This window comes from Trichocoleus desertorum ATA4-8-CV12 (assembly GCA_019358975.1).
Taxonomy (GTDB): Bacteria; Cyanobacteriota; Cyanobacteriia; order FACHB-46; family FACHB-46; genus Trichocoleus; species Trichocoleus desertorum_A.
This window is the reverse complement of the sequence record JAHHIL010000001.1, coordinates 280,868-294,280: the sequence shown is the minus strand read 5'-3', so window position 1 is coordinate 294,280 and position 13,413 is coordinate 280,868. Positions and strand designations below refer to the sequence as shown.

The following is a 13,413-nucleotide window of genomic DNA, read 5'->3' as shown; positions in this document are numbered from 1 at the left end:
TAGCCGTTCCTGAAAACTTGACACTTATGAGACATTTTCTAAAGCTAGCTGTGATCGCAGCTCTACTAGCTCACGCGCCCGCAGCCTTTGCAGAAAAGTGGGTTCAAGTCACCGTGAACTCAGTAGGCGATCGCTTTTTAGTCGATGCCAGCTCCATCGCAAAGCGAGGCGATAGCGTCTGGTATTGGGAGTACCGCGACTTCAAACAACCCAACAATGTGTTTCTTGATTCTCCTGTCAACCAACCTGTTTACGGAGCTGTGATCTACCGTTCTGTAGACTGCCAAGCGGGCACTACGCGGCTGCGACGACTCACTGCCTATGATCAGAGCCGCAAAGTGCTCCAGAAGTTTGACTATAGCGATCGCGGTAGACTTGCTAACCCTGCCCCAGGTAGTAGCGCCAAAGCAGTTCTAGATTACGTTTGCACCAATGCTCCTCAAGCGGGATAGCGCTTAGAATTTTGGGCTAAAGGGCGATCGCTCGCCTACCAGTGGGAGTTGAACTTGATTCAGCTCCCATTTTTGCGTTGGTGCCCGAATTTAGGTCGCAGCACTTGTATCCCTTTTATTAGCACCCTGAAATTGACCGCTTAAATTCTCTATATTGATGAAACTAATTAAGTTCCCTATACGTCCATAACCTAAGAATGTCAAACGTCAACTTAGGCCAGAAATCACGGGATTTTAGGTAATTTGTGATTGAAACCACCAGATTTCTACCCGTAGATAGTTTTAGGAACAAATTAGCTTCCCTAAGGTCTAATTGATTAAGATAACGGATTTGCTTCTTGTTTTTTGGAGAACGCCCTCAATATGTCTAGCTTCAACCATTGGCAGTCTGGAACCGCTGCATTTTTAGCCCTGACCACCATTGCAGGTGCATCTGCCCCAATGGTCGTAATGATGCCTGCCCAAGCTCAAACTACTAGCTTTTCCGACGTTTCCTCTAGCTACTGGGCTGCAAGCTTCATTAGTGAACTAGCCCAGCGCGATGTGATTGCTGGATTCCCCGATGGCACCTTCCGCCCCAATGACCCTGTAACGCGGGCACAATTCGCCGCCATGATCCGTAAAGCCTTCAACAGGCCCCAAGAGCGCTCTGGCACGAACTTTGTCGATGTGTCGCAGAACTACTGGGCTTACAGTGCAATTCAGGAAGCCTACACAACAGGTTTCCTATCTGGATACCCCGGTAATATCTTCCAGCCCAACCAGAATATTCCTAGAGTTCAAGTTCTAGTTTCCTTAGCAAATGGTTTGGACTACTCCGTCAGCACTGAAGTAGAAACCATTTTGCAGCAGTACTACAGTGATGCGTCTCAAGTTCCTAGCTACGCTCGCAGTAGCGTGGCAGCAGCTACAGACGAACAGATTGTGGTGAACTACCCCAACATTCGACTGCTGAACCCCAACCAAGTCGCAACCAGAGCTGAAGTCGCAGCCTTTATCTACCAAGCTTTGGTTAGCTCTGGGCAAGCCACCGCAATCACTTCTCCCTATGTAGTGGGTCAGCGTCCTCCTGTCACAACGCCGACTCAAGTCAGAATTCCTTCTGGCACCACGATTCCGGTGAAGTATGACGAAGCCGAAAGAATTTTGGTCACACCAGATGAGACTGCACCTCTCACTCTTACCGTCGCTCAAAACATCACTACTTCTCAAGGCACCATTTTGATCCCCGCTGGTAGCCAAGTGGTAGGTCAGTTGCGACCTGCTCAAGGCGGTTCTCAGTTCGTAGCCCAAGAGCTAGTGTTGACTAACGGTCAACGGATTCAGATGAGTGCTACCTCTGAAGTGATCACTACCACTGAGGACATTCGTAAGGGTGCTAGCACAGGCGCAATCCTTAAAGATACGGCTTTGGGTGCTGCGGCTGCGGCTGCGGTTGCGGCTGTCACGGGCGACCGGGCGATCGCTACTGAGGAAGTCTTAGGTGGAGCAGGGATTGGAGCCTTAATCGGACTCTTCCTAGGCCGCGATCGCGTTACCCTCGTGCGGATTGATCCCGATCAAGATCTCAACCTGACACTAGGTTCTGATCTAGTACTGCCCACAGGCTCCACCAATCAGTAGTTTCTGTCAGTGAAGTCATTAAACATAGTTAAACTGTAACCTTTCAGTTTGACTCAAGCCCTCAAGCTTGACAGCGATCGCGACTTTACAGAGTTGCGATCGTTTTTATTAGCTAAGCGAGCGGCAACCAAACCACAAAAGCGGTTCCTGGGCCTGTCGTAGGCGGCATGGGCAGCACAAAATGAACAATGTTACTCTGCTGTGCGGGACTAAATACCTGGATCTCTCCCTGCATTTGCTGCATCAAGTCACGAGCGATCGCTAAGCCTAACCCAGTACCAGGAATATCTGTCTGAGCCTGCACACCCCGGTAGTGGCGCTCAAAGAGATGAGCTAAATCCTCGGCTGGAATCCCTGGCCCTGTATCCCAAATGGCGATGCCTAGCCAGTCAGATTGCCCCTGAGGCAATGGAGCAGACCAATGGGTAATGACTTCTAAATAGACCTGTCCTGAAGCGGGGGTATATTTCAGGGCGTTATCTAGTAGATTGCTCAGCACCTCTCGCAGCGCTTTAGCATTTGCCTTCACGAGCGGTAAATCAGACGGCACCTGGGCGTAAAATGCTAAATCTCGTTCTTGGGCGATCGCGCTGGCTGAAGCAACAAGAGGGTCCAAAATACTGGCGATCGCACAGGATTCTAAGCTAAGGCTCGCACCCGCCAGAAACCCCGAAGCTGGTAGCAAGGGCAGCGGTGATACAGTCACAACATCGCCAGCATTGGTCAAAGCATCGGGTGTAGGCTCAGATCCAACGGTAGAGGAGGCGGCTAAGGAATTGACTCCTCTACCGTTGGCTGGCTCGCTAGTCGATGGCGTTGACTGGGGTGACCCAGCCGGAGGCAGCGTCAAAGGTGCTAAATCGCGCCTCCCTACATGAATGGCTTGGTCAAATTGTTGCAATAACTCCTGTAGGCGATCGCTCTCCCGGACAATACTAGTTGCCACATCTCGGTTTGGGTCTCCAGTTCCGAGTCGCCGCAGCAGCAGTTTACCAAAGGTTCGCATTGCGGTTAAGGGATTGCGGAGTTGATGGAGCAAATTATCAAACAGATTGTATTGCTGGGCTTGGAGCAACCGTCGTTGATGCTGTTCCTGCTCTAACCATTGGCCCCGTTGATCTAGTACACAGCCTAGCGCCAAGGTATGAGCCACTCGCTCAATTTGCGATCGCTCTTGCTCACTCCAAGCGCGATCGTCCCTTTCACTCACGAGCAGGCCCATCACCATACCTTCATGCATCAGAGGCAACACGACTTGGCGCTGGTGCTGCAACCCATCGCTATCCAATCGCTCTGGCTCAGTGCCAACTTCGTCCTCTGGCAAAAAGTTTGGGCTTAAGGCAAACTGAGTGGGCGCAAGGCTAGCATCTGCCGCTCGTAATCGTGGCAACCTTGCTTCTGCCGCAGGCAACAAAAAAGGCTCCTCATCCCAAGCAGCAACGCTCTCAGGATAGGCAACCACTGGAATCAGCTTGGCCTCAGTACCATCTGCCATTTCCTCTGTCAGGTAAACCACGCTAAGAGACGCTCCCAACCCCTGGGTCAAGAGTTCTACCTGAGCGCGACAAAGCGCCACAAATTCTGGGCTAGTAGGTATCAACATGCAGACAGTTGCAGATGTTCAAATCAAAACGGAGCTCTTTCTAACTCCCAGGGCTGAGATCTCCTTCTCAATCATGGCCCGCTAATTTACACCTTTATCTGCTCTTAGATGAGTTTTAAACCTAACTTTATGTATTTGACATTAAGAAGTTTGAATTTTTATTAAAATTATCCGAGCTTATCTACCGACTTAAATGGGACTAAAGGTTTGCCAGATATAAGCTTAGGGTATTCATGGAGTTTTGTATCAAGGACTTAAAAGAAGTTGAAATTTTGGACTCAAGCCGATATACTTGCGACGGTTTTGTAACTATGAATACACCTGTCAGCAGAAAGAGGAGGTACCGAGATTGGCAAGGAGACGCAAGCGTAAGAGCCGTCGTCGCCTAGAAGGGCGTAGGATTCTGGAGTTAGTGCCTCAGTTTAGCATTGAAAGTGGCGAAGAAAAACCAGTCACAGCTGCTCGAAAGTTCATTCAAGCGCAAGCTATTCTTCCGCCCGCTCTGCTACTTGTAAGGCGGAACGAGCACACCACAGACCGTTACTTTTGGGCTGAAAAGGGGCTCTTCAGTGCTCAGTATGTCGAAGAGAACCATTTCTTGTTTCCCAGTCTGAGAGTATTGATTGGTGATACAGAAGATGCACCTGTGGCTGTCACTAGCCGCTAAAGCTCGACCGATTGAGCTTGCAAATGAGTCTGTTGGGAACATTTAATACTTTGCTGACTAGGGAAATCAGGCGAACTGATCTAAACAAAAACCCCATTCAAGCGTTGTTGTTTGAATGGGGTCATTTAATCGAACCTTAAATGATCAAGTACGACTACAGCAGAAGCTGCTTCCAAACGGGGTAAGTTACTGGTAAGTTACTTACAAGCCTTGAGGTTGAGGGCCCGCTGCAATTCAGACAACTCATCTCGATGAGCTTTGACAGTAACGAGGCTCTGGGACTGAGATTTATCGGAGTGAACTGGTTCAATCTTGAGGGAAACTTGTTCGGGACGTTTCGCTTTTTGCCAATAAAAACAGCCTGCTAGGGGTGCCAGAAGCACTGCTCCTAACAAAAGTTGGGTCAGTCCCGGTAGGACCATTGACAGCACCAGAGCAAGACACAAAATGCCTGCCGCTGCCAACAGCGTTAAAAACACCGCCAAAAACCAACTAGGCCGCACCACCCCTTGAAACGTTACCTGGTTTTGAGCCGCATCTACTGCTGCAACTTTGTAGGCCCGTTGGTCAAAGTATTGCTGTAGGCGATCGAGTAACGATTCCTCTGCCAGTTCTGCAACCAATTGCACTTCTTGCGTTCTGTCTTTGACGGAGGCTCGAATGAAAAACATTAGACCCACCATCATTAGCAAGGTCATCACAAATATAGATGGCAGAATGGCAGCATTCATAAAGGGTGTGGCAGAAACGACAAACAACACTACCTATACTTTAGTTTACATAAGTATAGAAAGCTTTAATCTACTTGGGGTTGCTAGAGCTGGAATGCTCAAGAACCGATCGCTTGGGTTTGGGTTAGCGCGATCGCTTGCAACGGTTTAACGCCACCTAGTTTTTGTCACTAGCGGGGAGATTACCAGTTGCATATCCTTGCCAAAGACGAGATAATTCTTGAGCCCGCTCAGACCACTCTGGACGAATTTGATACATCCGACGTGGCCGCCCCCGTCCTTCTACTTTGCGCCAATACCCCTGGATGGCTCCCTCATCCTCCAGAAATTTTAGAGCGCTATAAAGGACTGTATCGGAAAGGCGGTAAGTGCGATATTCGTTTTCTAGAAGCTGGATCAATTCTGTCCCGTAAGAGTCCCCTCGTTGCAGCACCGACAAGACATAACAAACGGCGAGTTCTTTGTTGAGGTAAATGGGTGGGGGATCTTGGAAAAACTGGTAGATATCTTCAAATCGCATGGTTAAACCCATAATTAATCAATCCACATTAAAGCTAGGGTGTTGACGTTACCGCCGTGGACAACGGGAACAGAGAGTGAGCGACCATCAATGTAATGAGTCCTCTATGCCAACTATTTCCCGTCATGATGTAAGCCTGTGCTGCCTAAGCTCGCGGCCAGCCTTTAGAACAGTGAGTTTGGTCGTTACCTAGTCGTTACCTAAATGGCAATAGATGCATACTCAAAAAGCTCTAGAAGGTGCCGTTAACTCTCACACCGAGTTTAGAGAGCTGATGCTGAATGTTGACTCTGGTGATTGACAGACTAGATGGTCTGCCCTCGAACTACTCAAGCCAAATAATTAGAGGGCGTAATATTAATTCTAGACATTTAATTCTGACTTCGGTTGCTAGATCTCACAGGGATTTCACCTTTCATCCAACTGGGTGATCTGGGTGGATCAGAAGGGGCGGATTTAGGAGTTAGGACTCAACTTAATCAATGGCTGAGCCTGAAGCAATTAAAGTTATGCTTTGAGTTAGCTTGGATAGATGAATAGCCAGGTAATTACGCCCGTTTAAAGCACCATGTTGAAGTCAGATTCTTCCGAAATTCCTCCTGCCATTCGTCAGATTGCCACCTATTTTCGCTGGACTGGATGGATTAGTTTTTGGGCTCAGTCGGTTCTAGCCGTTGTTTCCACCATCGTCTTGATTGTGGCCAACTTTAGCCGGGAAACTGGAGGTACAGCGGGTACCAGTAGGGTCGGAACTGGCTTTGGTGTCTTTTTCGCAATTTGCGGCTTGGTGGTGTTGGGGATCAATATCTACTGGGCTTTTCGGTATGTTCGTATCGCTCGACAACTAAAAGCTCCCAATACCAGTTTGCGTCCTAGCAAGGCCGATACAATCCAGCTGTTACAGTTGGGTATCATATTTAGTTTAGTTGGCATGTTGCTGACAATCATTGGAGCTCAAGCTATTGTAGGTGGCTTGATTGCCCGTTCGATCGCCCAGCCTCAGGCTTATCCTCTTTATGGCAACAATGCCATTCCCATTATTCGGCCCCTCGACTTTTTTGTCGTACAAGCTAATACCAATACGATCGCTGGTCACTTTGCGGGATTGGTTTCGTCTTTCTGGCTCCTGAATCGAGTCAATCGCTAGGAAGTGCCAGAGTGGGTATGGGCAGTTCCTCAGCTAAGATTTGCTCAATCATGCGGTTGGCTTGCGATTCATAACTGCCGCCAAACAGATTGAAATGATTCAGGATGTGGTAGAGGTTATAGAGATTTTTTCGGCGTGGATAGCCTGCGTCGAGTGGCAAAGTTTGGTTGTAGCCTCGGTAGAACTCAGGCGAAAACCCTCCAAATAGCTCGGTCATGGCGATGTCTACTTCGCGATCGCCAAAATAAGTAGCGGGATCAAAAATTACTGGCTCTCCCGCTTGACTCACCGCAGCATTCCCTGACCACAAGTCTCCATGCACTAGGGTGGGCTGAGGTTGGTGATTGGCTAGCAGTTCAGGAATGGCGGCGAGTAGCCGATCCTGCTTGGGAAAGTGCCCCCCTCGTCTCTGAGCTAGTTTTAGCTGATAGCCAATCCGGTGCTCGACAAAAAATTCTGCCCAATCTTGAGTCCAAGGATTGATTTGGGGTGTGGAGCCAATGGTGTTATGGCGATCCCAGCCGAAACCTGCTGTAGTCATGACTTGGTGCATGGCGGCTAACTGACGACCCATTGCTTCCCAAGCTTGGCGATCGCCCCGTCCCAACTCAATCCACTCCAAGACTATATAAGCGGAGTTTTCTGCCACGCCCCAACAAATCGGTTCGGGGACGCGAATCGTTGGCTTGGCTCGCATCTGCTGCAACCCTAAAGCCTCTGCCTCAAACATGGCAACTTGAGACGGTTGATTCAGCTTCACAAAGTAGGTACAAGCTGCATGGGTGCCTTGGTTTCTAGTTGGGCTACCTTGCAGCGCATACCCTTGGTTGATACAGCCTCCACTAACCGCGCGATGACTGAGAGCTTGAAATTCATATCCTGTCATTTGAGTGATATGGGCAGCAATAGTCGTCCACATGTGGCTGATTAAAATTTTATTCAGGCAGAAGGTTTGAGGCTTACGACTCCATAGGCATCAGTTGAGAGATAGCGTTGGGCAGAGGCTTGCAAACTGGCAGCATCTAAAGCTTGAATGTGAGCGGGGTAGTGGAGGGCTGGAGCTAGATCTCCCACCATGGCTTGGTAGTAACCGTATAAACTAGCGCGATCGCTGGGTGTCTCGTTGCCAAAGATAAACCGATTCGCGACTTGAGTCCGAACACGGGCGATTTCCGCTTCTGTCACTGGCTCAGTCTGGATTTTGCGGATATGGTCTACGATCGCGGCTTCTACAACCGGGATATTTTCTGCGGGAAGCTGAGCCGAGATGTAGAAGGCTCCCTGCATTTCGTAAGTGATGTTGCTAGCAGCAATGCTGCTGACGAGTCCTTTCTCTTCTCGCAAGTCTCGGATTAAACGGGCAGTGCGGCCTTGACCAATAATTGTTGCTAAGATATCCAGCGCATAGGTTTCTTGCAAATCGGCTAATCCGGGAGCACGCCACGCCATAACCAAGCGAGCTTGCTGCAAGCTGTCATCTACAAACTCTTGCCGCACAATGGTGTCAAAGGCGGGCTCTAGGCTGTAGCTAGGCAGATCGTGGAGGGAGGACTGAGCTGCGATCGCCGGACGATTGGCCTGCACTTTTACCAATGCTGCCTCAACAATCTGAATCAATTCTTCTACAGGCAAATTACCTACCACAGCCGCAGTCATGGAATGAGGTTGGTAATGCTGAGCGTGGAAGTCCCGCATTTGCTGAAATGTGAGTTGCTCAATGACTGAGGTAGGGCCGAGCACTGGACGGCGATACGGTAGTTTCTCAAAAGCTACTTCCATCGCTTTAGCAAAGGTACGGCGACGCGGATTATCGTCTGAGCGGCGAATTTCTTCTAAAATCACCGATCGCTCTCGTTCAAAGGCTTCATCAGCGATTTCTGCATTCAGCACCACGTCCATTTGCAAAGGTGCTAGCTCTGCGAAGTCTTTGGGAGCAGTGGTGATGTAGTAGTGGGTGTAGTCTTGGCTGGTAGCAGCATTTGTGACTGCGCCCCGCTCCTCAATCAAGCGCTCAAATTCTCCACTCGCCAGTTGTGCGGTTCCTTTGAAAACCATGTGCTCCAGAAAGTGGGCCATCCCATTAATGGCATCGGTTTCAACTGCGGAACCTACATTCAACCAAAGGTTAAGGTTGACCGCTTCGATCGGGAGCTGCTCTGCAACGATCGTCAGGCCATTCGCTAAGCGACGAACCGTAGGCGCGTTCAGTCGGGGAGCATGGGGCGATTTGATCAGGGTTGGGGTCATGGATCTTCCGAACAGGCTGAGTTCTTAATCTATCTTAGTAAGCGTAGGAGTACTGTTAGCTAAATGATTACAAGTCCACAACAATTCGTGAAATTGCTCGTGGCACTGAAGCGATCGCCAAGCGGCACCCATCCAACGCTCAAGAAACTGAGTAAATAACGATATTGCATCGGCCAAGCAGCAGCCAAAACCACGACGGTGAAAAGATGCGATGGCTGTCTGAGCGATCGGTGTGAGTCTAGCAAACCCTGAGTTTAATTGGGGCACCGATTTCTACCGTCACTATAGTCTGAGAGACCCCTGAGAACTGAACTGTTTCTTCAAGATTCCATGTAGGAATGATTTGTATTTGTTGAAGCTAGCTTGCCTGAATGGCTCTAATGCAGTAGCAGCAAGGCTAGGACTAGTTTTGGCAAAAATTAAGCAGGCTCGTCAACCACAACCTTGTGATTAGGAACAAGCAGCCACCGCCTATAATTTATTAAGAAATATGAAGAAGTTAAGAATTTAGCGTTTATGGGCAGCAAGGGCGATCGCGTCGTCGTGGTAGGAGCAGGGATTGGGGGCCTGACCGCAGCCGCCTTACTGGCTCATCGCGGTTATCAGGTTCTCGTTTTAGATCAAGCTTTAGTGCCGGGGGGTTGTGCTTCTAGCTTTAAGCGACGCGGCTTTACTTTTGATGTGGGAGCCACTCAAGTCGCGGGGTTAGAACCGGGTGGCATTCACCATCGGATTTTTAGGGAGTTGGAGATTGAGCTACCAGAGGCGACTCCCTGCGACCCTGCCTGTGCGGTCTATCTTCCAGGTGAAAGCGTCCCCATCAATGTCTGGTGCGATCGCGCTCAGTGGCAAGCCGAGCGCCAACGACAATTCCCTAATAGTGAGCCATTTTGGCAGCTTCTAGCAGATTTATTTCGCCATAGCTGGTCGTTTCAAGGTCGCGATCCCATTCTGCCGCCGCGCAATATTTGGGATTTTTGGCAGCTTACCAAAGCGGTGCGTCCCGATACCCTCTTGACTCTGCCCCACACCTTTTCGACCGTGGGGGATGCGTTGCGTGGCTATCGCCTCGCCGATAACCTGCGATTACGAACTTTCCTAGACTTGCAACTGAAGTTGTACTCCCAAGTAGACGCGGAGAACACAGCTCTGCTATACGCTGCTACTGCTTTAGGCGTTTCTCAAGCCCCCCACGGGTTGTTTCACTTACAAGGCAGTATGCAAGTGCTGAGCGATCGCCTCGTGCAAGCCCTAGAGCGTGACGGGGGTCGTTTGCTGATGCGCCACAGCGTCGAGCAGATTCACGTAGAAGCAGGTGTGGTGCAGGCGGTCACGATTCGCAACCAGAAAACAGATGAGACCTGGACAGAACCCGCTGATCAGGTGGTGGCAAATGTGACCGTACAAAACTTAGTGCCCTTGCTAGGCACAGCCATGCCCTCTGGTTATCAGCAACGAGTTGATAAGTTACCTCAAGCTTCTGGAGCTTTTGTGATTTATCTCGGTGTGGATCAAAGTGCTATCCCGAAGGGGTGTCCGCCCCATCTCCAGTTTCTCTACGATTACGATGGGCCGATTGGGGAAAATAACTCGTTGTTTGTCTCAGTCAGTCATCCGGGTGATGGCCGCGCTCCTGACGGTCAGGCGACGATTGTAGCTTCTTCCTTTACCAATCCGACGCTGTGGTGGCAGGGTTCGGGCTATGGCCCTGACTATGAAAGTTTGAAGCAACAGTATACTGAAACGGCGATCGCTCGGCTGGGGCAATTCTTCCATCTCACCCCAGAAACCATCCTGCACCAGGAAGCAGCGACACCCCGGACTTTTGCCCACTACACTGGGCGGGAACAAGGCATTGTGGGCGGGATTGGGCAACGAGTCAGCACCTTCGGCCCCTTTGGGTTCGCCAACCGCACGCCCATACAGAAGCTCTGGCTGGTGGGCGACTCGACTCATCCAGGTGAAGGCACTGCGGGAGTTAGTTACTCAGCCCTGACAGTTGTTCGGCAAATTGAGGCACACTCAAAGGAGGGCAGGCCATAGGCTTGTCATGATTTCTCCGGCGATCGCAAATTCTTATGGGGACAACTTGGGCAGCGCTGCATCGTGAGGCAGTTTCCCTCCAAGCACAGGGACGCTTTCAGGAAGCAGAGCAGCAATATCAAGCTATTTTGCAAGCACAGACTCAGGCAGACTCAGTTTGGCAGGACTTAGGCTGGCTCTATTACCAAATGGGGCAATACCAATCAGCCGCCCAAGCACTGCTGAAAGCTCTAGAACTCAATCGGCTGCAAGCCAACTATCACTACAAGTTGGGGTTAGTTTGGGAAAAGCTAGGCGATCGCACCCAGGCCATGCAAGCCTACCGCAACGCGATTCAATTGGATGAACAACTGAGTGACGCCTACAGCGAGCTAGGGCGGTTATTGGTGGCATCCGGCAAGCTGGATGAAGCTGAGCGAGTGTATCAGCAGGCGATCGCCGTTCATCCCCAGCAAGCTCAGAGCTACTTTCAGCTAGGTCAAGTTTTAGGCGCTAAAGCCCAGCTACCAGAAGCGATTAAAGCCTATGAGGTCGCTCACCAACTCAATCCTACTAATCCCCAGATTTTGCAGGAATTGGGCCAAGCTCTGGAGCTGCAAGCCAACTGCTACCAAGCACGAGCTGCTTTTTACTTGGGGGCCAGTTTCTACTGTCAAGAAAAATATGCAGCCGCCGCAGAGCAGTACCAAGAATTTATCAACATCCCCAATCCAGAAGCGGCAGCGGCAACGATGCAGCGGGCTTATAAGTACTTGGGAGAGTGCTTTCAAAAACTAGAGCAGCCTACTGAGGCGATCGCTCTCTATGAGCAAGGCATTCAACGCTACCCGGAAGCCCAGGCGTTTTACTACGAGCTGCTGGCCCTACTGCAAAATTCTGGGCAAGTTGAGCAGGCGATCGTGGTTGCGACTCAAGGCTTAAAGCAACTTCCAGACGATCTACATTTGTTGAGGGCTCAGCAATTGATGCTGCCGATTCTCTATCAGAATGCAGCTGAAATCGAGTATTGGAGAAATCACTTTATTTCGGGGTTAAATCGTTTAAAGACAAGGTTGGATTTAGAAACACCTCAAGGTAAGCAAGCAGCGTTATTAGGAATTGGTTACCAAACTAATTTCTATTTGCAATATCAAGGTCAGAATGATTTGGCGTTGCAGGTTCAGTATGGGCAACTAATGAATCAAATCATGGCTACCAATTATCCTGCCTGGGCCAGGTCAATTCAGATACAACCTCGTCTTCCCGAACCTAACCAGCAGCGAAAAATTCGAGTGGGTTATATTTCAAGCCTGCTATGGCAGCATACAGTTGGAAAACTCTTTATCGGTTGGATTCGCCACCACGACCCAGAAAAATTCGAGCTGTATTGCTATCACCTAGGTCAGCCAGTTGACCAAGCGACAGAACAAATTCGTCAACATAGTTATCAGTTTCATCACTTACCCCTACAAGAAGTTTTAGAGGTAGACTTTAAAGCCGTTGGAGCGACAATTCGAGCTAATCAACTCGATGTTTTAGTGTTTCTAGATATTGGCATGCATCCTTTTGTAACCTCACTCGCTGGATCGCGCCTGGCTCCCATTCAATGCGTCACTTGGGGACATCCCATTACATCCGGTTCCCCCACCATCGATTATTTCCTCTCTAGTGATTTGATGGAACCAGAAGGAGCAGAAGCCCAATATTCAGAAAAGTTAGTTCGTCTACCCAATATTGGTATTAGTTATAGCAAACCAGAACTGCCACCCTTATCCAAATCACGGGCAGATTTCCAGATTCGGCCAGATGCGATCGCCTATTTATGTTGCCAATCATTATTCAAATATCTACCTCAATATGACTATATTTTTCCAGTAATTGCTCAGCAAGTACCAGAAGCCCAATTTATTTTTATTTCTAGTTTCAATCCTGCATTAACTCAGCAATTTGAAAAACGCTTAGAAACTGCCTTTGCTCAATATCAACTTAATTACCGATCGCATTGCCTTATTTTGCCAAAGCAGAGCCAGACAGACTATTGGCAAATCAATCTGCTCTCCGATATTTTTCTAGATACTTTTGCCTGGTCAGGAGGCAATACCACGTTAGAAGCGATCGCTTGCAACTTACCCATCGTGACTTGTCCAGGTGAGTTTATGCGAGGACGACATTCTTACGCAATTTTACAGATGTTGGGTGTAACTGCAACAATTGCTAAAGACGAAGCAACATATATTGAAATTGCCGTTAAATTAGGCTTGGATTACGATTGGCGAAACAGGATCATTCAGGAAATGCGCGATCGCCAACCATTTCTTTATGATGATTTAGCTTGTGTTAAAGCTTTAGAGAATTTCTATCAGCGAGTCATTGAGCATCACTAAAGCAGTGAGTCGTCGTC

At 49.3% G+C, this 13,413-nt stretch carries 12 protein-coding genes; 6 read left to right on the top strand and 6 right to left on the bottom strand.

Features of this window, described 5'->3' with window-relative positions; all coding sequences use genetic code 11:
- The first annotated feature begins 26 nt into the window (after positions 1-26).
- The gene (locus KME12_01360; GenBank protein MBW4486415.1) at positions 27-452 is read left to right on the top strand and encodes a hypothetical protein; all 426 of its coding nucleotides are present in this window, start codon (positions 27-29) and stop codon (positions 450-452) included.
- 363 nt (positions 453-815) lie between these two features.
- Positions 816-2,075 (top strand): S-layer homology domain-containing protein, encoded by a 1,260-nt coding sequence (locus KME12_01355; protein MBW4486414.1) that lies wholly within the window; start codon positions 816-818, stop codon positions 2,073-2,075.
- A gap of 112 nt (positions 2,076-2,187) precedes the next feature.
- On the opposite strand, the gene KME12_01350 is transcribed toward KME12_01355, so the two are convergent.
- Positions 2,188-3,063: an ATP-binding protein gene (locus KME12_01350; protein ID MBW4486413.1), complete on the bottom strand. Its 876-nt coding sequence runs from the start codon at positions 3,061-3,063 to the stop codon at positions 2,188-2,190.
- 964 nt (positions 3,064-4,027) lie between these two features.
- Here KME12_01350 and KME12_01345 point away from each other — a divergent pair.
- Positions 4,028-4,345 (top strand): DUF3155 domain-containing protein, encoded by a 318-nt coding sequence (locus KME12_01345; protein ID MBW4486412.1) that lies wholly within the window; start codon positions 4,028-4,030, stop codon positions 4,343-4,345.
- A 197-nt stretch (positions 4,346-4,542) separates the two neighbouring features.
- Here the strand turns inward: KME12_01345 and KME12_01340 are convergent, their stop codons facing one another.
- Both KME12_01340 and KME12_01335 read right to left on the bottom strand, forming a co-directional pair.
- Positions 4,543-5,076 (bottom strand): cofactor assembly of complex C subunit B, encoded by a 534-nt coding sequence (locus tag KME12_01340; protein MBW4486411.1) that lies wholly within the window; start codon positions 5,074-5,076, stop codon positions 4,543-4,545.
- A gap of 157 nt (positions 5,077-5,233) precedes the next feature.
- Positions 5,234-5,596, bottom strand: coding sequence for a PadR family transcriptional regulator (locus KME12_01335; GenBank protein MBW4486410.1), 363 nt, complete (start codon positions 5,594-5,596; stop codon positions 5,234-5,236).
- A gap of 568 nt (positions 5,597-6,164) precedes the next feature.
- On the opposite strand from KME12_01335, the gene KME12_01330 reads away from it, so the two are divergent.
- Positions 6,165-6,743: a DUF3611 family protein gene (locus tag KME12_01330; GenBank protein ID MBW4486409.1), complete on the top strand. Its 579-nt coding sequence runs from the start codon at positions 6,165-6,167 to the stop codon at positions 6,741-6,743.
- Here KME12_01330 and KME12_01325 read toward each other — a convergent pair.
- Genes KME12_01325 through KME12_01315 form a run of 3 tightly spaced genes read right to left on the bottom strand, consistent with a single transcriptional unit; the run spans position 6,733 to position 9,257 of the window.
- Complete coding sequence (locus tag KME12_01325; GenBank protein ID MBW4486408.1) at positions 6,733-7,662, bottom strand: fructosamine kinase family protein; 930 nt, start codon at positions 7,660-7,662, stop codon at positions 6,733-6,735. The genes KME12_01330 and KME12_01325 overlap by 11 nt on opposite strands.
- A 20-nt stretch (positions 7,663-7,682) precedes the next feature.
- A complete protein-coding gene (locus tag KME12_01320) occupies positions 7,683-8,990 on the bottom strand; it encodes an insulinase family protein (protein MBW4486407.1) in 1,308 nt (435 codons plus the stop codon).
- A 24-nt stretch (positions 8,991-9,014) separates the two neighbouring features.
- The gene (locus KME12_01315; GenBank protein ID MBW4486406.1) at positions 9,015-9,257 is read right to left on the bottom strand and encodes a hypothetical protein; all 243 of its coding nucleotides are present in this window, start codon (positions 9,255-9,257) and stop codon (positions 9,015-9,017) included.
- A 249-nt stretch (positions 9,258-9,506) separates the two neighbouring features.
- Here KME12_01315 and crtD point away from each other — a divergent pair, with 249 nt between their 5' ends.
- Both crtD and KME12_01305 read left to right on the top strand, forming a co-directional pair.
- Positions 9,507-11,033: a C-3',4' desaturase CrtD gene (gene crtD / locus KME12_01310; protein MBW4486405.1), complete on the top strand. Its 1,527-nt coding sequence runs from the start codon at positions 9,507-9,509 to the stop codon at positions 11,031-11,033.
- A 35-nt stretch (positions 11,034-11,068) separates the two neighbouring features.
- Complete coding sequence (locus tag KME12_01305) at positions 11,069-13,396, top strand: tetratricopeptide repeat protein (GenBank protein ID MBW4486404.1); 2,328 nt, start codon at positions 11,069-11,071, stop codon at positions 13,394-13,396.
- Positions 13,397-13,413: the final 17 nt, after the last annotated feature.